This is a genomic window from Oharaeibacter diazotrophicus (assembly GCF_004362745.1).
GTDB classification, from domain to species: domain Bacteria; phylum Pseudomonadota; class Alphaproteobacteria; order Rhizobiales; family Pleomorphomonadaceae; genus Oharaeibacter; species Oharaeibacter diazotrophicus.
The window spans coordinates 96,684-119,059 of sequence record NZ_SNXY01000013.1 but is presented as its reverse complement, the minus strand read 5'-3'; the positions used below and the strand labels follow the sequence as shown (position 1 = coordinate 119,059).

The following is a 22,376-nucleotide window of genomic DNA, read 5'->3' as shown; positions in this document are numbered from 1 at the left end:
AGAAGGGGGCGTCGCGAGAAGGCTTCTCCGTGATGTGCCGGCCGACCGCGGTGGGACGCGGCCGGCCGGCCCTTCGTCCGGCTCGGGGGAGGCCGGACGACGGAGCGGGATGCGGGCGGCTCACTCCGCCGGGAGCGGCGCCGCGCCGAGCGGGAGCGCGGGCCGCTGGACGGACGGCGCCTCGCGAGTCGCCACGGCCGCCGACGGGATCGCCGGGGCGGGCTCCGCCACCACGGGCTTCGGCCTGCGGATCCGGAAGGCGAGGGCGTAGAGCGCCGGCACGAACAGCAGCGTCAGGAGGGTCGCGACCGCGAGGCCGCCCATGATCGCGACCGCCATCGGCCCCCAGAACACGTTTTCCGACAGCGGGATCATGGCGAGGATGGCGGCGAGCGCCGTCAGCACCACCGGGCGGGCCCGGCGCACGGTGGCGCCGACCACCGCGTCGAACGGATCGGCGCCGGCGTCGAGGTCGTGGGCGATCTGGTCGACCAGGATCACGGTGTTGCGCATGATCATGCCGGCGAGCGCGATCACGCCGAGGATGGCGACGAAGCCGAACGGACGGTCGCCGAGCAGCAGGCCGTAGGCGGCGCCGATCAGGCCGAGCGGCGCGGTCGAGAACACCAGCGCCAGCTTGCCGAAGCTCTGCAGCTGGATCATCAGCAGCGTCAACATGGCGAGGATCATCACCGGGAACACCGCGCCGAGGGCCTGGTTGGCCTTGGCGCTCTCCTCGATCGAGCCGCCGGTCTCGATGCGGTAGCCGACGGGGAGCGCGTCGATCACCGGCTGCAGCGTCGGCGCGATCCGGGCCGAGACGTCGGGCGGCTGCACGCCGGCGACGACGTCGGCGCGCACGGTGATCAGCGTGTCGCGGTTCTGCCGCCACAGGATCGGCTCCTCGTGGCCGTAGTCGAGCCGCGCGACCTGGGACAACGGCACCGCGAGGCCGTCGGCGGCGGTGACGGTCAGGCTCGGCAGGCCGTCGAGGTCGAGCCGTTCGGCGTCGACGGCGCGGGCGACGACGCCGACGCTTTCGATGCCGTCGCGCACGGCGGTCACCTCGTAGCCGCTGAGCAGCGTCGCCAGCGTCCGCGCGATCGACTGCGGGGTGAGGCCGAGGGCGCGGGCGCGATCCTGGTCGACGACGAGGCGGACGACCTTGGCCTGTTCGTTCCAGTCGAGGTTGGCGCCGACGGTGTCGCGGTCGGCGGCGACGCGGTCGCGGACCTCGTAGGCGATGCGGCGGACCTCGAGCGGGTCGGGCCCGATCACCCGGAACTGCACCGGATAGCCGACCGGCGGGCCGAGCACGAGCTCGCTGACGCGCAGCCGCGCCTCCGGCAGGTTGCCGGCGTCGGCCCAGGCCTCCAGCCGCGCCTTGACCCGGTCGCGCGCCTCGGGGCCCTTGGCGTAGAGCACGACGATGCCGTAGTTCGGCTTCGGCAGCTCCGGATTGGCCGCCATGAACCAGCGCGGCGCGCCGCCGCCGACATAGGCGGTGTAGGTGCGCACCTCGTCGTCGGCGGCGACCACCGCCTCGAGCTTCTTCATGGCCGCGTCGGTGGCGGCGAAGGAGGCGCCCTCGGGCAGGCGCACCTCGGCGGTCAGCTCCGGACGCGGCGAGTTCGGGAAGAACTGCTGCTGGACGTGGCCGAAGGCGACGATCGAGGAGGCGAACAGCGCCAGCGTCAGCACCACCACCAGGATCCGGTGGTCGACGCACCACCCGACGACCGCCCGCATGGCGCGGTAGGCCCGGCCGTCATGGGCGTCGTGCCCGCCGCCGCCGTGGTGCTTCACCGCCGGCAGCAGCTTGGCGCCGAGATAGGGCGTGAACACCACCGCCACCACCCAGGACGCCACCAGCGCGATGCCGACGACCCAGAAGATGCCGCCCGCGTATTCGCCCGCGCTCGACTTGGCGAAGCCGACCGGCAGGAAGCCGGCGGCGGTGACGAGCGTGCCGGTCAGCATCGGGAAGGCGGTCGAGCTCCAGGCGAAGGTGGCGGCCTCGAGCCGGCCGTGGCCCTCCTCCATCTTCACCACCATCATCTCGACCGCGATGATGGCGTCGTCGACCAAGAGGCCGAGCGCGATGATCAGCGCGCCGAGCGTGATCCGCTCGAGGCTCATGCCGAGCATGTCGAGCAGGATCATCACCACCGCGAGCACCAGCGGCACCGCGAGCGCCACCACGATGCCGACGCGCCAGCCGAGCGACAGGAAGCTGACCGCGAGCACGATCACCAGCGCCTCGACGAAGACGCGGACGAACTCGCCGACGCTCTCCTCGACCACCTGCGGCTGGTCGGCGACCTTGGCGATCTCGAAGCCGAGCGGCAGGTCGGCGCGGATCTCGTCGAGCGCGGTCGAGAGGTCCTCGCCGAGGGTGAGGATGTTGGCGCCGTCTGCCATGACGACGCCGATGGCGAGCGCCGGCCGGCCCTCGTGGCGCACAACGTAGGACGCGGGGTCCTGGTAGCCGCGGCGGACGGTGGCGATGTCGCCGAGGCGGAAGGTGGTGCCGCCGGCGGTCACCGGCACCGCCGCCACCGCCTCGACCCCGTCGAGCGCGCCGGAGACGCGCAGGTTGACGCGGTCGGTGTCGGTGTCGATGGAGCCGGCCGGCGTCATGTCGTTCTGGGCGGCGATGCCGGCGAAGATCGCCGACGGCGCGATCCCGAGCGAGGCGAGCTTCTCGTGGCTGAACTCGACGAAGATCTTCTCGTCGCGCGTGCCGTAGAAGCGGACCTTCTCGACGGCGGGCACGCGCAGGAGACGCTGGCGGATCGCCTCGGCCTCGTCCTTCAGGGCGCGCATGTCGACGCCGTCGCCGCGCAGCATGTAGAGCGCGCTGTCGACGTCGCCGAACTCGTCGTTGAAGAAGGGGCCGAGGACGCCGGCGGGCAGGCTCGAGGCGAGGTCGCCGACGCGCTTCCGGACCTGGTACCAGACGTCGGCGACGGCGGCCGGCGGGGTGGAATCCTTCAGCGTCAGCTGCAGGTAGCTCTGCCCGGCGCGCGAATAGGTGCGCACCTTGTCGAAATACGGCACCTCCTGCAGCGTCTTCTCGATCGGGTCGGCGACCTGACGCTCCATCTCGGCGGCGGTGGCGCCGGGCCAGACCGCCGACACCACCATCACCTTGACGGTGAAGGACGGATCCTCGGCGCGGCCGAGCCGGACGTAGCTGTAGAGCCCGCCGAGCGACAGCACGACGATCAGGAACAGCACCAGCGCCTGATGGGTCACCGCCCAGCGGGACAGGTTGAAGCGGTCGGCGAGCGCGGCCATGGGGCTCTCCCGTCTCGGGTCGGTCGGCGGATGGGGCCGGTTGCCTCGCGCCGGAGCGCGACGCGGGATCAGGGGGAAAGGGTGGCGGTCTCGATGCCGACCCGGACGGCCTCGCCGTCGTCGAGCCGGTTGACGCCGAGCGCGACGATGCGCTCGCCGTCGTGGAGGCCGCCGGCCGCGATCACCACCGCGTCGCCGGCGTAGCGCAGCACCTCGACCGGCCGCTCGCGCACGGGCGAGCCCGAAGGATCGATCACGAACACCACGGGTCCGCGGCCCTCGTCGAGCACCGCGGTCGGCGGTACCAGCACCACCTTGCGCGGGTCGCCCTTGGTGAGGGTGACGGTGGCGGTCATGCCGAAGCGGACGGCGTCGTCGGGGGCGTCGATGGCGAAGCGGGCGGCGTAGGTGCGCGTCGTCGGGTCGGCCGTCGGGGCGATCTCGCGCAGCCGGGCCGCGTAGGCGTGGCCGCCGGCCCAGAGCGAGACGTCGGCGCTCGCGCCGTCGAGGCCGCCGATACGGCTCTCCGGGATGGCGACGCGGACTTCGGGCGCGGCGGTCTCGGCGAGGGTCGCGATCGCCGCGCCGGCCGTCACCACCTGTCCGGGCTCGGCGCCGATCGCCGAGACGACGCCGTCGGTGCCGGCGACGAGGTCGGCATAGGCGCGCTGATTGCGGGCGAGGTCGAGTTCGCGGGCGGCCTGCTCGAGCCGAGCGGCGGCCTCGGCGAGCGCGAGCCTGCGGCCGTCGTAGTCGGCGGCGGTGGCGTGGCCCTTGGCGAGCAGGTCGGCGCCGCGGCGCTCGTCGGCGGCGGCGCGGTCGCGGTTGGTGGTGGCGGCCGTGAGCGCCGCCTCGGCCTTGGCGAGCGCGAGGTCGAAGTCGGTCGGGTCGAGCCGGGCGATCACGGTGCCGGCGGCGACGCGGTCGCCGACGTCGACCAGCCGGGCGACCAGCTTGCCGCCGACGCGGAAGCTCTCGGCGACCGACCGGCGCGGCTCGACCGTGCCGGTGTAGGCGCGCACCTCGGCCATCGACACCGCCCGCACCGCCATCGCCGACACCACCGGGGCCGGCCGGGTCGGCGCGGCGGGCGCCGCCTCGTCCGCGGTGGCGGCGGCGTGCGCCTCGTCGCCGGCGGGTTGGCAGCCGGAGAGGAGCGCGGCGGCGAGGAGGGCGGCCGTCGCCGCGGCGGCGGAAAGGGAGATCGATCGGATGGCCATCGCCCGGCTTCCTTGATGAATGAGTCCTGACGAAAACGAACAGTCGTCAGGTCTCGGGTCCGAAGAGGCCCGGGGTCGCCCCCGGGCCGGTCGTCGTGTCGGTGGTCCCGCGCCCGCCCGGCCCGCCGTCTACGCCTTCAGGGCGCGGACGACGAAGCGGGCCATGTGCCGCGCCTTGGTGTCGAGGTCGTCGTCGATGCACTGCTCGATCATCACCGGGTGCAACAGCATCCCGAAGCAGCCGAGCACGCAGTCGGCGGCGATGCGCGCGTCGTCGGCGGCGAAGACGCCGGCGTCGACGCCCTCGCGGATCAGGCCCTCGATGATCGTGTTCAACCTCTCCTTGTAGGTCTTGACGTTTTCCCAGTGCTCGGACACTGCCGCGGCGACCATGTCGTGCATCCGCCGCTCCTGAATCAGGGTCTCGCGGTTGTGCCGGTGCATCGCGACCAGCAGCGCCTCCAGCCGTTCCGCCGGGTCGCCCTCGGCCCGGACGTGGCGCCAAGCGAGCTCGATCGCGCCGTCCAGCAGGCGGGCGCAGATGCACTGGTTGATAGCGCTCTTCGACTGGAAGAAGCGGTAGACGTTGGCCGCGCTCATGCCGAGTTCGTCGGCGATGTCCGCCACCGTGGTCTTCTGGTAGCCGATGCGGCGGAACTGCCCCTCCGCCACCTCCAGGATCTTCTCCCGCACCTCGTCCGGATCGGTGCGCGGGCGCGCCGCCTTGGTCATCGCGTCCTCATGATCTGATGAAATTCATAAATCATCACACTTGCGGAGTCGAGGGCCGCGGCGATCACGGCTCCGTGTGCGCCCGTGCCCGGTGGCTCCGTCGTGTCGGGTCCCGCCGAGGTCCGACGCGCCGGACCCTCGGCCGGTTCCGGTCCCTCGGCCGGCGCCCCGCCGGGTGCTCCTCACCCGCTCCGGGGGCATCCTATCATCGACCGTGTGAATCGATCGCCGCCGATCGATTCCGCGAAGTCGTTGGACCGGGCACCGGCGAGGGACGAGACTCGCCCCATGCCCGACGCCCCGATCCACCTCCGCCGCATCGACCCCGCCCGCGCCATGGCGCGCTTCTACGCCCTCGAACTCGCGCCCACCCTGTTCGGCCCCGTCGCCCTCGTCCGCCGCTGGGGCCGCATCGGCACGGCGGGCCGCACCCTCGTGGAACTCCACGACGGCGAGGCGGCGGCGCGGGCGGCGGCCGCACGCTGGGAACGAGCGAAGCGGCGGCGCGGCTACGTGGACGCTGGGTGATCTCCCCTCACCAAGCCCCCACCGCACCGTCCGACCGCGGATCCGTCGCGCCTTCCAGGCGGCCGTCGGCGTGGCGGACGATGGCGCCGGCGTGGCCCATGGTGGAGGTGAAGGCGGGCAGGAGTTCGACGTCGTGGCCGGCGGCGCGGAGCGCGGCGACGAGGTCGGGCGGGAAGCGGTCCTCGAGCTTGAGGCCGACGGTGCCCTCGCCCCAGGTCTTGCCGAGCAGCCAGCGCGGCGCGGTGACGGCGGCCTGGAGGTCCTGGCCGAACAGGGCGTAGCGCGAGAACACGGCAGCCTGGGTCTGCGGCTGGCCCTCGCCGCCCATGGTGCCGTAGACTATGCTGCGGCCGTCGTCGAAGCGCGCCATCGCCGGGTTGAGCGTGTGGAACGGCTTGCGGCCGGGCGCGAGCCGGCGCGGGCCGGCGCCGTCGAGGCGCAGCGACGAGCCGCGGTTCTGCCACAGTACGCCCGTCTGCGGCAGCACGACGCCGGAGCCGAACTCGAAGAAGATCGACTGGATGAAGCTCGCGGCGCGGCCCTCGCCGTCGACGGCGCCGAGCCAGACCGTGTCGCCCGGCACCGGCGGATGCGGCCAGGGCGCGGCGCGGGCGCGGTCGATCGCGGCGGCCTCGGCGTCGAGGCGGGCGTCGGCGAGAAGGCTCGCCGGGTCGATGGTCATCGCCGAGGGACAGCCGACGTGGGCGTCGCGGGCGAGGAAAGCGCGCTTGGTCGCCTCGACGAGGCCGTGGACGTGCTCGAAGCCCTCGCCCGTGCCGACGCCGAGCCGGGCGAAGATCGCGAGGATCATCAGCGAGGCGACGCCCTGGGTCGGCGGCGTCATGTTGAAGAGCCGGGCGCCGGGGATGGCGACCTCGAGCGGCGTCACGCGGCGGGCGCGGTGGCCGGCGAGGTCGTCGGCGCCGATCGGCGAACCGGCGGCGGCGAGGTCGGCGGCGATCGCGCGGGCGGTTTCGCCGCGGTAGAAGTCGGAGAGACCGGCGGCGGCGAGCCGGCGCAGCATGGCACCGAGGGCGGGCTGGCGCTGGAGCGCGCCGACGGCCGGCACCTCGCCGGCGTCGAGGAAGGCGTCGGCCCAGCCGGGCGAGGGCTCGAGTTCGGCGCGCTTCCCGGCGGTCAGTTCGTGCTGGCTGCGGGTGACCGGATAGCCGTTCTCGGCGTACCAGATCGCCTGCTCGAGGAGGGCGGCGAGCGGCAGCGGCGCCTGCCAGCCGGCCGAGATCGCCAGCGCCTCCTCCCAGCCGGAGATCGTGCCGGCGACGGTGTTGGCGGCGAGCGGGCCGCGGGTCGGAACGGCCGAGAGGCCGGCGGCGGCGTAGAGGGTGTCGTCGACCCGCGCGCCGGCGGCGCCGGCGGCGTCGATGCCGACGGGGTCGCGGCCGGGCTCGGCGATCAGCCAGAAGCCGTCGCCGCCGACGTGGTTCATGTGCGGATAGACCACCGCCAGCATCGCCGCCGTCGCGACGACGGCCTCGACCGCGGTGCCGCCGGCGCGCAGCACGTCGCGGCCGGCCGCCGAGGCCAGATGATGCGGGCTGGTCACCATGCCCCGCCGACCCCTCACCGTTTCGAGCATCTCTCTCCCCGTCCGACCGCCGTTGCGAAACCGAAGCGCGGCCGGCCCTGGCGGGGACGGCGCGCCGGCGGCATCATGCACGCGGCGGCGCCTCGGATCTGCGGAAAGCAACGTCGCAGGCTGCCCGATCTTTGATCTTTTCCCGCCGGTCGCGGCGGTCGACAGTCGCCACCCCGTCCCGTTCGCCCCGAGTAAGCGCGCCATGGCCGAACCCGAGTTCCTGATCGTCGCCGACGCGGTGGTGCGCGGCGTCGCCGCCGACGGCACGGCCGAGATCGAGCGCTACGCGGCGATTCGGGTCGCGGGTGGGGCGATCGCCGAGATCGGGCCGGCGGCGACGCTGACCGCGGCGTGGCCGGGACTGCCGGTCGAGGGCGGCCGCGGCCTCGTCGCCATCCCCGGCCTCGTCAACGGCCACCATCACTTCGGCCTGACGCCGCTGATGCTGGGCGTGCCGCTCGCCCCGCTGGAACTGTGGCTGCCGCAGTTTCGCGGCATGCGCGGCGTCGGCGCCCGGCTCGACACGCTCTATTCCGCGATCGAGATGCTGGAGACCGGCACCACCACGGTGCAGCACATCCAGGGCGGCCTGTCCGGCCCCGAGGAGGGCTGGGACCGCATCGTCGACCCGGTGGTGGAGGCCTATCGCGAGATCGGCATGCGGGTGTCGTGGTCCTTCATGATCCGCGACCGCAACCAGCTGACCTACGAGGACGACGAGACCTTCCTCGCCCGCCTGCCCGAGGACGTCGCGGCGCATTTCGGCGCGCAGACGCGCGCGGCGCTGGCGCCGATCGGGCGGCACATGGCCTTCTTCGAGGCCGCGGCGGCGCGCTGGCGCGAGCGCGATCCCGATCGCGTCCGCCTGCAGCTCGCCCCGGCCAACCTGCACTGGTGCACCGACGACACGCTGACGGCGATCTTCGACACCGCACGGCGGAACGGCGCCAAGGTGCACATGCACCTGATCGAGACCGAGCGCCAGGCCGCCTTCGCCCGCCGCCACACCGGACGGAGCGCCGTCGGCCACCTCGCCGCGCTCGGCTGCCTCGGGCCGGACGTCACCCTCGGCCACGGCATCTGGACGAGCCCCGACGACCTCGACCTCCTCGCCGAGCACCGCTGCCGGATCTGCCACAACGCGAGTTCCGGCCTCCGCCTCGCCAGCGGCATCGCGCCGGTGACGGAGATGCAGCGGCGCGGCATCCCCGTCGCGCTCGGCATCGACCAGTCCAACATCGACGACGACCGCGACATGTTCACCGAGATGCGGCTGGTCCACGCCCTGCACAGGCAGGCGTCGATGTTCGGCCACCGCCCCTCCCCCGCCGAGGTGTTCGCGATGGCGACCGAGCACGGCGCCGCCACCACCGGCTTCGAGGGCCGGATCGGCCGGCTCGATCCCGGCCGGGCCGCCGACGTGGTGACGGTCGACTGGGCGAGCGTGACCCGTCCCTACGTCGAGCCGGAGACGCCGCTCGTCGACGCCCTGGTGCTGCGCAGCCGCAAGGGCATGGTGCGCGGCGTCTTCGTCGGTGGCCGCGAGGTGGTGCGCGACGGCCGCTGCACCCTGGTCGACCGCGAGGCCGTCCACGCCGAGATCGCCGAGCGGTTGTCGCGACCGCCGACCGCGGCCGAGATACGCGCAAAGGAGATGGTGAGCCGGCTGATGCCGCATCTCGAGGCGTGGTTCCGCGCCCACCCCGACCACGGCGACGTCCGCCCCTACCGCTACAACGCCATGGCCGACCGATGAGCCGCTTCGACCACGTCTTCCGCGCCGCCGCCCTGCCCGGCCGCGACGGTCTCGCCGACGTGGCGGTCGCCGGCGGCCGGATCGTGGATATCGGCACCGGGTTCACCTGCGAGGCCGGCGAGACCGACGTCGGCGGTCGGCTGTTGTTCGCCGGCTTCGTCGAGACCCACATTCATCTCGACAAGGCCGGCATCGTCGGGCGCTGCCGGATCTGCGCCGGCACGCTGGCCGAGGCGGTGGCCGAGACCGCGCGCGCCAAGGCGGCCTTCACGGTGGAGGACGTCTACGAACGGGCCGCGCGGGTGGTCGAAAAGGCGATCCTCGCCGGCACCACGCGGCTCAGGACCTTCGTCGAAGTGGATCCCAGGGTGGACCTCCGGGCCTTCGAGGCGATCCGCGCCGTGAAGGCGCGCTACGCCGCGGCGATCGAGATCGAGATGTGCGCCTTCGCGCAGGAGGGTCTCACCAACGAACCGGCCACCGAGGTCCTGATCGACCGCGCGCTCGCGGACGGCGCCGACCTCGTCGGCGGCTGTCCCTACACCGATCCGGACCCGGCCGAACACGTGCGGCGGATCTTCGCGCTCGCCGAGCGCCACGGCGTCGCGGTCGACTTCCACCTCGACTTCGACCTCGACCCGACCCGCTCCGACCTGCCGACGGTGATCGCCGAGACGGTGGCGCGCGGCTACGGCGGACGGGTGTCGGTCGGCCACGTCACCAAACTGTCGGCGGTGGCGCCGGAGGTGTTCGCCGAGACGGGCCGGCGGCTCGCCGACGCCGGCGTGGCGGTGACCGTGCTGCCGGCGACCGACCTCTACCTGACCGGCCGCGGCGCCGACCGGCTGGTGCCGCGCGGGGTGACGCCGGCGCACCGGCTGGCGGCGCTCGGCGTCACCGCCTCGATCGCCACCAACAACGTGCTGAACCCGTTCACGCCCTTCGGCGACGCCAGCCTGATCCGCATGGCCAACCTCTACGCCACCGTCGCCCAGGCCGGCACGGCGGAGGAACTCGCGACGGTGTTCCGGATGGTCTCGGACATGGCGGCGCGGATCCTGTCGCCGACACGCGGCCACGGCGTCGCGGTCGGCGCGCCCGCGGATCTCGTGATCCTCGACGCCCCCTCCCCCGCCGCCGCGGTCGCGGAGATCGCGACGCCGCGCGCCGCATGGAAGAACGGCCGGCCGGTGTTCGACCGGCCGGCCGTCGCGCGCTATTGGGAGGCTGGTGCCGCGGGGCCGCTCACCACTGGCTGATGTACTTGCGGGTGCCGGCGATGGTGCAGGTGGCGCTGACGTTGGTGGCGACCGAGGTGTACATCGTCACCAGCGGCTGCGAACCGGCGAAGAAGGCGGCCGAGTCGACCTGACCGACGAAGGTCTTCTGCGTCGGGCCGCCGAGCGACTTGCCGCCGACCACCGGGATGAAGGTGCGGCCGCCGATGGCGCCCTGGGTGAAGGAGTTCAGGCCGACGCTGTAGACGTCGACGGTGCTCGGCACCGTGATGCGGCACTCGACCTGCTCGGTGCGCAGCGCCATGTCGGGGGCGAGCTTGGTGAACAGCACCTGGCAGACGGTGGAGCCGGAGCAGGTGGCCGACGAGCTCTCCTGGTAGAGCGAGCCGGCGATCTGCGGGGCGGCCGAGGCGGCGGAGGCGGCGAGGAGGGCGGTGGCGCCGGCGGCGAAGGCGAGGACGGTCTTGAGCATGATGGCGGTTCCTTGTCTCGGGTGGGTTTCGGGCTGTTCCGATTTGGTCTCTGGAGCCGGTCGCCGCTTCCGTTGCTTCGGTGTGCGCCGGCCGTGAGAACAGGTATGGGCCCGGAACGTTTCGTCCCGCGGACGCGGAAACACGGTGTGTCGTTACATTCGTTACAGAGGCCGCGTCAGCCCGACAGCTGCGCCAGCGCGTGGCGGGTGAGCCGGTAGCCCTCGCCCCGCACCGCCTCCACCAGGGGATCGCCGTCCGGCCCCTCGAGCTTGCGGCGCAGCCGCGCGATGCGGCGGTCGATCGCCCGGTCCATCACGTCGTCGTCGCTGGCGGGCGCGCGCTCGATCAGTTCGTCGCGGGTGAAGACCCGGGTGGGCGCGTCGAGGAAGCACTTCAGCAGCGCGAACTCGGACGGGGCCAGCGGCCGCTCCTCGCCGTTTGCCGCGACGATGGTCTGCAGGTCGACGTCGACGCCGACGCCGCCGATCCGGACGACGCGGCCGCGCCCGGTCGGCCGGCCGACGCGACCGAGCAGTGCGCGCAGACGGGCGGTCAGTTCGCGTGGCGACACCGGCCGCGTCACGACGTCGTCGGCGCCGATCTCGAGCCCGACGATGCGCCCGACCGTGTCGCCGGCGGCGGCGACCAGCACGACGACCGGGGCGGCGCCGGGGGCGGCGCCGTGCAGGACGTCCTCGGCGAGGGCGAGGCCGGCGACGTCGACCCGGTCTAGGTCGATCACCGCGGCGTCCGCCCCCCAGACCGTAACCGCGTCCGGCGTCGCGCCGCCGTTCGGGGCGATGCGGACGTCGAAACCGGAACGGTCGAGATGGTCGGCGAGGGCCGCCGCGACCTCGACGTCCGCGAGCGCGAGGAAAACGCGGGGCCGGCGGCCGGATCGGCTGGTTCGGTTCACGCCAGAGGCTCGCTTCGTGAGGGTTTTTCAGTATGGTAGGCGCTCGTGGTCCGTCGGGGAACCCGCCTGGGGTGCGGACCGGTTCGGGGGAGGTCGTGGGCAATCCGCTGGTTCTCGTCGTCGAGGACGAGATCGACCTGCGCGACGCGGTGGTCGAGTATCTCGGCGAGATGGAGTTCGACGCCCACGGGGTGTCGGACGGTGCCGCCATGCGCGCCGCGGTGGCGGCGCGGATGCCGGCCGTCGTGGTGCTCGACATCGCACTGCCCGGCGAGACCGGCCTCGCACTCTGCCGCTGGTTGCGCCGGGAAACCCCCGCCGGCATCATCATGGCGACGGCCGCCGGCCAGCCGCTCGACCGCGTCGTCGGGCTCGAGCTCGGCGCCGACGACTATGTCGTCAAGCCCTACGAGCTCCGAGAGCTGCTCGCCCGCGTGCGCAGCGTCGTCCGCCGGATCGCCCGCGCGCCCGCGCCGCTCGATCCGGCGCCGGTGCTCGCCCCGGCCGCCCCGGCGATGCTGCCGGTCGGCGCCTTCCGGCTCGATCCGCGCGGCCTGCGCCTCGTCGACCCCGCCGGCGCAGAGGTGCACCTGACCCAGACCGAACTCGCGCTGGTGCGCATCTTCGCCGAGCGTCCCGGCCGGGTGCTGTCGCGCACGGCGCTGGCGGAGTTGGTCGGCGCCCGCGGCGACGGCCGCGCCATCGACATCGCGGTGATGCGGCTGCGCAAGAAGCTCGAGCACGGGCCGGCCGGCGACCAGCCGATCCGGACCGTGCGGGGAGAGGGATATCGTCTCGATGGCACCGGAAGCTGAAGCCGGGCGGCTGTCGAGCCGCTACCGCCGCCTCGTCACGCTGGTCGGCGCCACGGTGGTGGTGATCCTGGCGCTGCTGATCGCGCGCGAGTTCGAGAACCAGGTCGCGCGCGACCTCGAGCTCTCCGCCACCATCGCCCGCGAGCGGCTGTCGGCGATCGAGACCGTGGTGCGGATCGCCGACGCCCACGTCGACGGCCTGCGCGCGGCGATGGAGCGCTCGCTCGGCGCCGGCGCGCCCCCGCGCGACCCGCGCCCCGGCGCGGTGGCGCTGCGCACCGAGGCGGCACCGGTCGACCTGCTCGGCGCGCCGAAGGCCGCCGACGCGCACCGGCTCGGCACGCTGACCGTGGTGCCGAGCCGCGCCCACGGACGCGCCGGCTTCGCCGCCGAGGCCGACGCCGCCTTCGACCTCTTCGTCGCCTCCGGCGCCGTCCACGGCGGCAACGCCTTCCTGAAATGGAGCTACTTCTTCTCGGAAGCCCGCGACATGGTCGCGATCTATCCGTGGATGGACATCGCCGCCAACGGGCCGCGCGACGTTCCGATCATCGACGTCTTCGACGGCTACTTCGGCTACGACGTCTACCGCATGGTCACGCCGGCCGAGAACCGGGCCTCCGCCGCGGTCTGGGTGCCGGTCTATTTCGACGCCGGCAACGCCGGCCTGATGGTGTCGCACAACGCCCCCGTGGTGGTCGGCGGCGCCTTCCGCGGCATGGTCGGCACCGACGTGCTCCTCAGCGCCCTGTCCGACCGGCTGCTGGCGCCGTCGATGCCGGACCTCGGCATCGTCGTCGTCGACCAGAGCGGCTCGGTGGTCGCCGACACCGACCGGGTCGCGGCCACCGCCGACCGGATCACGCCCGCCGCCGATCTCCTGCCCGCCGCGCTCGACGCGATCCCGCTCGGCCGTTTCGTCCGCCACGGCGACACCTACGCCTCGGCGGTCAAGGTCGCCGGCACGCCCTGGACCGCGGTGACGCTGGTGCCGGCCGGCGTGGTCCTCGGCGACGCCGCCTTCGGCGTGCTGCCCTACTGCCTCTACCTGGTGCTGCTCGCCGCCACGCTCGGCCTCGCCTTCGCCGCGATCGGCCGACGCTTCGTCGCCCCGGCGATCGGGCTGGTCGCCACCATCGAGAGCCAGGCCCGCGGCGAGCGCGCCGAGGTGGCGGCGGTGCCGCCGGCGTGGAAGCCGTGGATCGACCGGGTGCTCGCCCTGTTCGCCGAGCAGCGCGCGACGCTCGACAGCCTGCACCGCGCCGAATCGAAGTCGGCCGCCGTGATCGACGTCGCCCTCGACGCCGTCGTCACCACCGACGCCGCCGGCCGCGTCGTCGACTTCAACCCCGCGGCGGAGGCGATGTTCGGCATTCCCCGCGCCGACGCGGTCGGCAAACCGATCGGTGGGCTGATCGTGCCGCACGCGCTGCGCGAGGCCCACGAGGCCGGCATGGCGCGTTTCGGCCGGACCCGCCAGTCGCACGTGCTCGGCCGCCGCGTCGAGCTCCAGGCCCTGCACGCCTCCGGGCGGATCTTCCCGGTGGAGCTGCAGATCCACGCCCTCGCCGGCGCCGGCGACGTCGCCTACGCCGCCTATGTGCGCGACCTCACCGAACAGCGCGCGGTCGCCGCCGCGCTCGCGGACCAGCGGGAGAAGCTGCATCAGGCCGAAAAGCTGACGGCGATGGGCTCGCTGCTCGCCGGCCTCGCCCACGAGCTCAACAACCCGCTGGCGATCGTCACCGCGCAGACCTCGCTGCTGGAGGAACTCGCCTCCGACCCGCCGATCCGCGCCCGCGCCACCAAGATCCGCGCCGCCGCCGACCGCTGCGGCCGGATCGTGCGCACCTTCCTGGCGATGGCGCGCAAGCAGGCGCCGCAGCGCTCCAGCGTCGACGTCCGCGCCATCGTGACGGCGGCGCTCGACATCCTCGCCTACGGGTTGAGATCGAACGGCGTCACGGTCGAGACGCGCCTGCCGGCCGACCTGCCGGCGGTGGAGGCCGATTCCGACCAGCTCGGCCAGGTCGTGATCAACATGGTGGTCAACGCCCAGCAGGCCTTCGGCGACCGCACCGGCGAACGCCGGATCTGGGTGTCGGTCGGCCGCGGCGACGGCACGGTCGAGATCGAGATCGCCGACAACGGCCCGGGCATCCCCGAGGCGGTGCGCGGCCGGATCTTCGAGGCCTTCTTCACGACCAAGCCGGTCGGCGTCGGCACCGGCATCGGCCTCGCGGTCTGCCGCAGCATCGTCGAGGCCCACGGCGGCCGGATCGAGGCCGGCGAACGGCCGGGCGGCGGTGCCCGCTTCCGCATCCTGCTGCCGGCGGCGACGGGCACGCTCGCGGCGCCGGACGCGGCGGCCGCGACCGCGGCGGCGTCCGACGGCCGCCGACCCGTGCTGGTGGTCGACGACGAGCACGAGGTCGCCGAGTCCCTCGCCGACTTCCTCGAACTCGACGGCTGCGCCGTCACCATGGCGCACTCGATCGCCGACGGCCTCGCCGCGATCGCCGGCCGCCGTTTCGAGGTGGTGTTCTGCGACCTCCGGATGCCCGGCGGCGGTGGCACCGCGTTCTGGACCGAGGTGGCCCGGCGCGACCCGGCGCTCGCCGAACGCTTCGTCTTCGTCACCGGCGACATGGTGGCCGGCCCCGAGACGTTGCGCGGCGCCGCTGCGGGACGCCCGGTGCGCATCCTGGAGAAGCCGTTCGACCGGCCGGCGATCCGCGCCCTCCTCGCCGAAGTCGCCGACGCGGGGGCGCCGTCGTGACGGCGAGCGCCGGCGATCCCGATGGGCTGGTGGCGCTGGTCGAGCGCGTGCTGGTGCTGTTCCAGACCTCGTGGAGCTGGACCGAGACGGCGCCGCCGGTGCTGGCGACCCTCGGCCCCGGCCTGTCCGCCGAGCGCGCCGTGCTGCTGACCGTCGCCGAGACCGGCGAGGGCGGCTATGCCGAGACCTGCGTCGGCGAATGGTGCGCCGATCCGGCGGCACCGGCGTGGTGCTCGGTCGCCCCGGCCCGCATCACCGCGGGACGGCCGCCGTCGGCGGTCGTCTCGACCGTGCTGACCGCCGCGACCGACGTCCGGCTCGCCGCCGATTTCCGCGCCCTCGGCATCGCCGGCGCGCTCGCGGCGCCGATCTTCGTCTCGGGCCGGGCCTGGGGCACGGTGCTGGTCGCCAGCGCCGGCGAGCGGAGCTGGAGCGAGGCCGAGGCGAGCGTCCTGCGCACCACCGCCCGCCTGTTCGGCGACGCCATCGAAATGGCGGCGAGCGCCATGGCGGCCAGCGAGACGGTGCGCCGCGCCATCATGGACGCCGCGGCCGACGCTGTCCTGGTGCTCGACGAGACCGGCGCCGTCGCCGACGTCAACGCCGCGGCGGTCCGGATGCTCGGCGTCGACCGCGCCGCCCTGACGGCGCGCGACGTCGCCGCCCTCGTCGCCCTGCCGGACGGTGGACCGGTCCTGAAGCGTGGTACCGACGGCGCGGTGCGCCCGGCGATCGCCGGCGCAGAGCCGGTCGAGGCTGTGGTCCAGGGCGCCGACGGCGAGCCGCGCGCGGTCGAGTTGACGCTGCGCGAGATGCGGGTCGGCGACCGCCGCGTCATCGCCGCCAACCTGCACGACCTCTCCAGCCGGCGCGCGGCCGAGGCCGAGATCGCCCGCCAGCGCGAGCGCCTGCACGCCGCCGAAAAGGACGCGGCGCTCGGCTCGCTGCTCGCCGGCGTCGCCCACGAGCTCAACAACCCGCTGGCGGTGGTGGTGGCGCAGACGACCCTGCTCGAGGGCAAGGTCGCCGGCACGCCCTTCGCCGAGCGCGTCGCCAAGATCCGTTCGGCCGCCGACCGCTGCAGCCGCATCGTCAAGGGCTTCCTGGCGATGGCCAAGCGCTCGACGCCGAGCCGGCGCACCGTCGATCTCGACGAATGCGTGCGCGGCGCCGTCGAGATGACCGCCTACGGCACCCGCGCCGCCGGCATCGCGGTCGAGGTCGACCTCTGCGGCGACCTCTCCGACGTCTCGGCCGACTCGGATCAGGTCACCCAGGTGGTCGCGAACCTGATCCTCAACGCCCAGCACGCCATGGCGACGGCGCCGGACCCGCGCCGGATCCGCGTCGCCTCGCGCCGGGCCGGCGCAAACGCCGAGATCGCCGTCGAGGACAACGGACCGGGCGTCGCGGCGGCGATCGTCGAGAAGATCTTCGAGCCCTACTTCACCACCAAGCCGGTCGGCGCCGGCACCGGCATCGGCCTGTCGGTGTCGCGCAACGTCGCGCTCGCCCACGGCGGCGGGCTCGCCCACGAGGCGATCGCCGGCGGCGGCGCCCGCTTCGTGTTGTCGCTGCCGCTGCCGGAACGCGCCGCCGCGCCGGCGCCCGCCCCCGCCGGGCCGGTCCGCGTGCTGATCGTCGACGACGAGGCCGACGTCGCCGGCACCCTCGCCGAGATCCTCGAGATCTTCGGCGCCACGACCACCGTGGCGACCTCGGTGGCCGAGGGCCTCGCACTCGCCCGCGCGCGGCACTTCGCCGTCGTCTTCTCCGACCTGCGCATGCCCGGCGGCGGCGGCATCGGCCTGTTCCGGACCCTCCTCGCGGAAGGTGCCGCCGCGGGAGCACGGCTCGTGCTCGTCACCGGCGACACAGTCTCGGCTGCCGGCGAGGTCTCGGCGGCGGGGCTCGCGGACGGCGTGACCCTGGTCGAGAAGCCCTTCACGCTCGCGGATCTTCGCCGGCTCTGGAGCGATCTCGGCGCAGGCGCGTGAAGTACGGCGCCGATAGGCCTTCTGCTCGCGCAACGGGATGGTTTCGCCGCCCTCAACGCATGCAAAGATGCGCATGTATAGATACGAAATCTCTGCGGATCTCTGCGTAATACCTCCTATGTTCTCCTCCATTAGTACTGCATTAACCACAATGGGAGAAGGTGGACTGGTATTTTTCTCAGGCTTCGGCCGCCGGGGCGACGGCCGTGACACGGAGGGGCAGATGTCGTTCTCCAATTGGTCCTTGATGACGAAAGTGGCGTCGCTGTTGCTGGTGCTCGGCGTCGGCGCGTCGGCCGGCGCAGGCGTCGCCGGCTACGCCATGCAGGGCATCGACCAGTCCTACACGGACCTCATGAACGGGCCGGCCAATGCGACGCTCTACGTCGCGCGGGCAAACCGCAACCTTTCAGACGTCATCGGGTCGATCTACTGGAACGCCTCGGCGACCACCGATGCGGAGAACGCGGCGGCGGAGAAGAAGCGCACCGACGCGCTCGCCGCCTTCGATGCCAATTTCGCCAAGGCGGCCACGGCGATGCCGGAGAAGCGGGCCGATTTCGAGTTCGGCAGCAAGGGCCTCGCGGACGCCATGGCCGGCGCTTGCGGCGCGGTGGTCAAGCAAGCCCAGTCGACCAACGCCGCCGACAACGCCACGGCGCTCGCGAAGATGGGCACCGACTGCCGGCCGTTGATCGACGCGCTGCAGGCGCGGCTGATCGCCTTCAACGACGACCTGATCGCCCAGCGCGACGCCGAGGCGGCCGCGAACGGCGCCACGGCCGACAGCACGACCTGGCTGACCGTCGGCGGCATCGTCGCCATGGTGATCGCGATCCTCGCCGTCGCCATGCTGCTGCTGCGCGCGACCGTGACGCGGCCGCTCGCCGGCATCATCGCCACCATGGGCACGATGCAGCGCGGCGACTACGCGGTGACCGTGCCCGGCCTCGGCCGCAAGGACGAGGTCGGCGCCATCGCCGGCAGCCTGGAGGCGTTCCGCCAGAGCCTCGCCGCCGCCGAAGAGGCCCGCGTCGCACAGGAGGCCGCCAAGGCGGCCGAGGAGGCGCTGGTGCGCCGCCGGGCCGAACTCGCCGAGCGCTTCGTCGGCCGCATGGAGAAGCTCGCCGACGGCTTCGCCAAGTCCTCCACCGAGGTCGCCGACGCCGCCCGCAACCTCTCGGCCACCGCCGAGGAGACGTCCCGGCAGGCCCAGGCCGTCGCCGGCGCCGCCGAGGAGGCCTCCACCAACGTCCAGACCGTCGCGGCCGGCGCCGAGGAACTCTCCGCCTCGATCCGCGAGATCTCCAAACAGGTCAGCCAGTCCGCCGAGGTGGCGAGCGCGGCGGCCCGCGAGGCCGAGGCCAGCACCCAGAACGTCCAGGCCCTCGCCCATTCGGCGCAGCAGATCGGCGAAGTGGTCGAGCTGATCTCCAACATCGCCGCCCAGACCAACCTGCTGGCCCTCAACGCCACCATCGAGGCGGCGCGGGCCGGCGAGGCCGGCCGCGGCTTCGCGGTCGTCGCGGCGGAAGTCAAGGAACTCGCCAACCAGACCGCCAAGGCGACGGAGGAGATCGGCCGCAAGATCGGCGAGATCCAGACGGCGACCGGCACGACGGTGGACTCGATCTCGCGGATCGTCCGCACGATCGGCTCGATCCAGCAGTCGGCGTCGGCGATCGCCGGCGCGGTCGAGGAGCAGGGCGCGGCGACCGAGGAAATCGCGTCGAACACCCAGCGCGCGGCGACCGGCACCACCGACGTCACCGGCAACATCGCCGGCGTCGGTACCGCGGCGGAGATGACCGGCACCGCCTCGACCCAGCTGATGGGCCTCTCCGGCAAGCTGTCCGACCAGTCGCGCGTCCTGCAGCAGGAGGTCGCCGACTTCGTCGAGGGCCTCAGGGCCGCGTGACGGCCCGACGTCGATGCCATCGCCGGGGCCCCTTGCCCCGGACCGGACGGCCCGCCCCCCGGCGGGCCGTTTCGTTTTCGCGGATGCGCACCTGCCGAAGGTGGCGGGGCGATCCGAATTGCAACTGTATCCGTAGGGGGCGGCAACCTTCGATGCACCTATTGGTCTATCATATGGCCGCGTGAAACAGATTACATCGACTTTCAGCTACGCACCCGTCCGCTCCTCCTAAAGCACAGACCTCGGATTAAGCGCTCGTTAAGCCGCCGCACGGCGATCATGGCTGCAGGAACAAACAAGAATCTTCAGTAATTCGAGGTCTGCCCATGAATCTCCACTCGATCAAGACACGCATCGTCGTGTTGTCGACGGTCTGCCTCCTGCTCACCACGGCGGCGCTGGTCGGCGCCAACGTCTATTCGACGACGACGAGCAACGCGGAGGTTTCGGGCAAGGTCGACGACCTGCTCGACCGCGACGGCCGCGAGCGGCTGCGCCTGCTCGCCTCCGAGCAGGCCGGGCTGATCGGCAGCGAGGTCGACACCGCTTTCCAGGCCGCGCGCGCCACCGCCAACGCCGTGGCGGTGATGGCCGCGGACGGTGCCGAGGCGACCCCGCCGGAGCGGCGGCGCCAGCAGCTGAACGCGCTGCTGCTCGCCACGCTGAAGGACAACCCGCGCTTCAACGGCACCTACAGCGCCGCCGAGCCGAACGCGCTCGACGGCGCCGACGCGAGCTACGTCGGCCGCGCCGACGTCGGTTCCGACGCCACCGGCCGGTCCCTGCCCTATTGGACCCGCGACGCCGGCGGCAAGATCGGCCTGCAGGCGCTGGTCGAGTACGACAGCGACGCCCGCCACCCGAACGGGCTGGTCAAGGGCGGCTGGTATCTCGGGCCGAAGGCGACCGGCAAGGAGAGCGTGCTGGCGCCGCTGCCCTACATCGTCCAGGGCAAGGCCGTCCATCTCGCCACCATGTCGGTGCCGATCCTGGTCGGCGGCCGGTTCATCGGCGTCGCCGGCGCCGACTTCGACCTCTCCTTCGTGCAGAAGCTGGTCAGCGACGTCAACGCGACCACCTACGACGGCAAGGGCAGCGTCACCATCGTGACCGAGGACGGCCTCGTCGTCGCCTCGAGCGACCGCCCCGACGCGATCGGCAACGGAATCGCGGCGCTCGGCGCAGCGTGGGAAAAGGACATGGCGACGATCGCCGCCGCCCGCGAGAGCGTCGAGCACGAGGAAGCCACCGACCTCCTCAAGGTGTTCGCGCCGATCTCGCTCGGCCGCACCGGCAAGAGCTGGTCGGTGGTGTTCGCGGTGCCGCAGGCCGTGGTGATGGCCGAGGCGACCGCCCTGCACGACAGCATGATCGCCCGCGCCTCCGGCGACACCAGCGTCGCGCTGCTGGTCGGTCTGGTGGTGATCGTGGTCGCCGTCGCCGGCATGGGCCTCGTCGCCCGCGGCATCGCCGGCCCGATCGGCAAGCTGACCGCCGCGCTCCAGAGCATGGCCCGCGGCACCGCCGTCGCCGAGATCGAGGGCGCCCGCCGCCGCGACGAGATCGGCGACATCGCCCGCGCCGTCGACGAGATCCGTCGCCAGACCGAGGCCGCCGCCGCCGAGAAGGCGCGCCAGGACGAGGTCGAGCGCGAGCGCCGCGCCGCCGAGCAGCGCGAGATGATGCGCCGGGTCGCCCGCGAGTTCGAGACCAAGATGGGCGGCCTCGTCGACCGCGTCGGCGTCGGCACCGGCGAGCTCGCCCGCTCGGCCGAGGAGATGGCCGCGCTGGCCCAGAGCTCGGCCGCGCAGACCGACGCGGCGATGTCGGCCTCCTCGACCGCCAGCGGCAGCGTCCAGGTCGTCGCCTCGGCCGCCGAGGAGCTGTTCGCCTCGATCGGCGAGATCAATTCGCTGATCCAGCGCTCCGGCCGCATCGTCGGCGACGCCGACCAGCACGCCGGCGCCACCCACGGCATCGTCACCTCGCTGTCGGAGACGGCGACCCGGATCGGCTCGGTGGTCGACATCATCCGCACCATCGCGGCGCAGACCAACCTCCTGGCGCTCAACGCCACCATCGAGGCGGCGCGCGCCGGCGAGGCCGGCAAGGGCTTCGCCGTCGTCGCCAACGAAGTCAAGGCGCTCGCCAACCAGACCGCCAAGGCCACCGACGAGATCGGCGGCCAGATCGAGGCGATGCGGCTCGCGACCGAATCGGCCGTGAACGCGATCGGCTCGATCCGCACCGTGGTCGGCGACATCCGCGACGCCGTCACCTCGGTGGCCGGCGCGGTCGAGCAGCAGAGCGCGGCGACCAGCGAGATCTCGCGCTCGGCCCAGGAGGCGGCGCGCGGCACCTCGACGGTGAGCGAGAACGTCGGCGGCGTCCAGGGCGCGATCGGCAGCACCGACAAGGCCGCCCACGCGGTCGTCGGCCTCACCCGCGAAATGTCCGGCCAGGTGCACGAACTGCGCGAGGGCGTCGCCGCCTTCGTCCGCGAACTGGCGGCGTGACGGCGGAGGGCGCCGCGCCCTCCCCTCCCCTTTCCATGTCGGCCTCGTGGCGTTCCGACCCGTCGGGACGTCACGGGGTTTCGGCCGTTCGGTCGGCGCTCGTCGGCCGCGATCGCGGCACGCGCCGACCGAGAGCGGCGCGGGCCCCGAAACGATGCCGTGCGATCGCGCTCGCGGCACTCACGGGGCCGACGGTTCGGATCCCTCCGTCGGCGCGCCGAGACGCGACGGCAGTCCTTTCACCTTGACCGACAGGATGTACCCGGCGAGCGCGAAGGTGACGCCGTTGCCGAGCCAGATCGCCGGCGCGTCCCTGAGCACGCCGTAGATCATCCAGAGGCCGGTGCCGGCCTCCAGCATCAGGAGCGTGGCGAGGCTGAAGTCGCGCGCGCTGCCGCTGCGCCACGTCTTCACGACCTGCGGCAGGAAGGCGAGCGTCGCCAGACTGCTGGCGACGAGACCGAGATATTCGACGTCGTCCATGGCCACTCTCCCGAACCGCAAGCTTCACCGGTGCCGACGCATCGTGCGTCTTGAAGTTCGGATGTAGTGGTCCACTTTGGAGTTTGGCAGTACACACAAATAGGACAT

General features: G+C 73.1%; 15 protein-coding genes. 8 read left to right on the top strand and 7 right to left on the bottom strand.

Annotation, left to right across the window (positions count from 1 at the left end):
* Positions 1-120: 120 nt before the first annotated feature.
* The 3 genes from EDD54_RS22525 to EDD54_RS22515 form a co-directional block, all read right to left on the bottom strand.
* Complete coding sequence (locus tag EDD54_RS22525; protein ID WP_126541988.1) at positions 121-3,300, bottom strand: efflux RND transporter permease subunit; 3,180 nt, start codon at positions 3,298-3,300, stop codon at positions 121-123.
* Between the two features lie 68 nt (positions 3,301-3,368).
* Entirely contained in the window at positions 3,369-4,520 is a 1,152-nt protein-coding gene (locus EDD54_RS22520) for an efflux RND transporter periplasmic adaptor subunit (protein WP_126541989.1), read from the bottom strand.
* A 129-nt stretch (positions 4,521-4,649) separates the two neighbouring features.
* Entirely contained in the window at positions 4,650-5,252 is a 603-nt protein-coding gene (locus tag EDD54_RS22515) for a TetR/AcrR family transcriptional regulator (RefSeq protein WP_126541990.1), read from the bottom strand.
* Positions 5,253-5,540: 288 nt separating this feature from the next.
* Between EDD54_RS22515 and EDD54_RS22510 the strand changes: the two genes are divergently transcribed.
* The gene (locus EDD54_RS22510) at positions 5,541-5,780 is read left to right on the top strand and encodes a WGR domain-containing protein (protein ID WP_126541991.1); all 240 of its coding nucleotides are present in this window, start codon (positions 5,541-5,543) and stop codon (positions 5,778-5,780) included.
* Between the two features lie 7 nt (positions 5,781-5,787).
* Here EDD54_RS22510 and EDD54_RS22505 read toward each other — a convergent pair whose 3' ends face one another.
* The gene (locus EDD54_RS22505) at positions 5,788-7,377 is read right to left on the bottom strand and encodes a gamma-glutamyltransferase family protein (protein WP_126541992.1); all 1,590 of its coding nucleotides are present in this window, start codon (positions 7,375-7,377) and stop codon (positions 5,788-5,790) included.
* 202 nt (positions 7,378-7,579) lie between these two features.
* Between EDD54_RS22505 and EDD54_RS22500 the strand changes: the two genes are divergently transcribed.
* Positions 7,580-9,133 carry an amidohydrolase family protein gene (locus EDD54_RS22500; protein WP_126541993.1) on the top strand — a complete coding sequence of 518 codons (1,554 nt, stop codon included), beginning with the start codon at positions 7,580-7,582 and terminating at the stop codon, positions 9,131-9,133.
* The gene (locus tag EDD54_RS22495) at positions 9,130-10,392 is read left to right on the top strand and encodes an amidohydrolase family protein (protein ID WP_126541994.1); all 1,263 of its coding nucleotides are present in this window, start codon (positions 9,130-9,132) and stop codon (positions 10,390-10,392) included. Before EDD54_RS22500 ends, EDD54_RS22495 begins: the two co-directional genes overlap by 4 nt.
* Here EDD54_RS22495 and EDD54_RS22490 read toward each other — a convergent pair.
* Together EDD54_RS22490 and EDD54_RS22485 are read right to left on the bottom strand one after the other, a co-directional pair.
* Positions 10,379-10,843: a hypothetical protein gene (locus EDD54_RS22490; protein WP_126541995.1), complete on the bottom strand. Its 465-nt coding sequence runs from the start codon at positions 10,841-10,843 to the stop codon at positions 10,379-10,381. The two genes, EDD54_RS22495 and EDD54_RS22490, sit on opposite strands and share 14 nt — an antisense overlap.
* A 176-nt stretch (positions 10,844-11,019) precedes the next feature.
* The gene (locus EDD54_RS22485; RefSeq protein ID WP_126541996.1) at positions 11,020-11,760 is read right to left on the bottom strand and encodes a response regulator transcription factor; all 741 of its coding nucleotides are present in this window, start codon (positions 11,758-11,760) and stop codon (positions 11,020-11,022) included.
* Between the two features lie 95 nt (positions 11,761-11,855).
* On the opposite strand from EDD54_RS22485, the gene EDD54_RS22480 reads away from it, so the two are divergent.
* The 5 genes from EDD54_RS22480 (at position 11,856) to EDD54_RS22460 (ending at position 21,785) form a co-directional block, all read left to right on the top strand.
* On the top strand, positions 11,856-12,575 hold the full coding sequence (locus EDD54_RS22480) for a response regulator transcription factor (protein WP_245515871.1): 720 nt from the start codon (positions 11,856-11,858) through the stop codon (positions 12,573-12,575).
* Positions 12,559-15,354: an ATP-binding protein gene (locus EDD54_RS22475; protein WP_126541998.1), complete on the top strand. Its 2,796-nt coding sequence runs from the start codon at positions 12,559-12,561 to the stop codon at positions 15,352-15,354. Before EDD54_RS22480 ends, EDD54_RS22475 begins: the two co-directional genes overlap by 17 nt.
* Positions 15,351-17,351: a hybrid sensor histidine kinase/response regulator gene (locus tag EDD54_RS22470; RefSeq protein ID WP_126541999.1), complete on the top strand. Its 2,001-nt coding sequence runs from the start codon at positions 15,351-15,353 to the stop codon at positions 17,349-17,351. The genes EDD54_RS22475 and EDD54_RS22470 overlap by 4 nt, the downstream gene beginning before the upstream one ends.
* A 223-nt stretch (positions 17,352-17,574) precedes the next feature.
* Positions 17,575-19,269, top strand: a complete 1,695-nt coding sequence (locus EDD54_RS22465; RefSeq protein ID WP_208112258.1) for a methyl-accepting chemotaxis protein — start codon at positions 17,575-17,577, stop codon at positions 19,267-19,269.
* A 326-nt stretch (positions 19,270-19,595) separates the two neighbouring features.
* Entirely contained in the window at positions 19,596-21,785 is a 2,190-nt protein-coding gene (locus tag EDD54_RS22460; protein WP_126542000.1) for a methyl-accepting chemotaxis protein, read from the top strand.
* A 180-nt stretch (positions 21,786-21,965) separates the two neighbouring features.
* On the opposite strand, the gene EDD54_RS22455 is transcribed toward EDD54_RS22460, so the two are convergent.
* A complete protein-coding gene (locus EDD54_RS22455; RefSeq protein WP_126542001.1) occupies positions 21,966-22,268 on the bottom strand; it encodes a SemiSWEET family sugar transporter in 303 nt (100 codons plus the stop codon).
* Positions 22,269-22,376 lie beyond the last annotated feature (108 nt).

Bases quoted from the DNA above. Each gene is read 5' to 3' on its own strand.
- EDD54_RS22525 (WP_126541988.1), bottom strand. From the start codon at position 3,300: ATGGCCGCGCTCGCCGACCGCTTCAACCTGTCCCGCTGGGCGGTGACC.
- EDD54_RS22520 (WP_126541989.1), bottom strand. From the start codon at position 4,520: ATGGCCATCCGATCGATCTCCCTTTCCGCCGCCGCGGCGACGGCCGCC.
- EDD54_RS22515 (WP_126541990.1), bottom strand. From the start codon at position 5,252: ATGACCAAGGCGGCGCGCCCGCGCACCGATCCGGACGAGGTGCGGGAG.
- EDD54_RS22510 (WP_126541991.1), top strand. From the start codon at position 5,541: ATGCCCGACGCCCCGATCCACCTCCGCCGCATCGACCCCGCCCGCGCC.
- EDD54_RS22505 (WP_126541992.1), bottom strand. From the start codon at position 7,377: ATGCTCGAAACGGTGAGGGGTCGGCGGGGCATGGTGACCAGCCCGCAT.
- EDD54_RS22500 (WP_126541993.1), top strand. From the start codon at position 7,580: ATGGCCGAACCCGAGTTCCTGATCGTCGCCGACGCGGTGGTGCGCGGC.
- EDD54_RS22495 (WP_126541994.1), top strand. From the start codon at position 9,130: ATGAGCCGCTTCGACCACGTCTTCCGCGCCGCCGCCCTGCCCGGCCGC.
- EDD54_RS22490 (WP_126541995.1), bottom strand. From the start codon at position 10,843: ATGCTCAAGACCGTCCTCGCCTTCGCCGCCGGCGCCACCGCCCTCCTC.
- EDD54_RS22475 (WP_126541998.1), top strand. From the start codon at position 12,559: ATGGCACCGGAAGCTGAAGCCGGGCGGCTGTCGAGCCGCTACCGCCGC.
- EDD54_RS22465 (WP_208112258.1), top strand. From the start codon at position 17,575: ATGTCGTTCTCCAATTGGTCCTTGATGACGAAAGTGGCGTCGCTGTTG.
- EDD54_RS22460 (WP_126542000.1), top strand. From the start codon at position 19,596: ATGAATCTCCACTCGATCAAGACACGCATCGTCGTGTTGTCGACGGTC.
- EDD54_RS22455 (WP_126542001.1), bottom strand. From the start codon at position 22,268: ATGGACGACGTCGAATATCTCGGTCTCGTCGCCAGCAGTCTGGCGACG.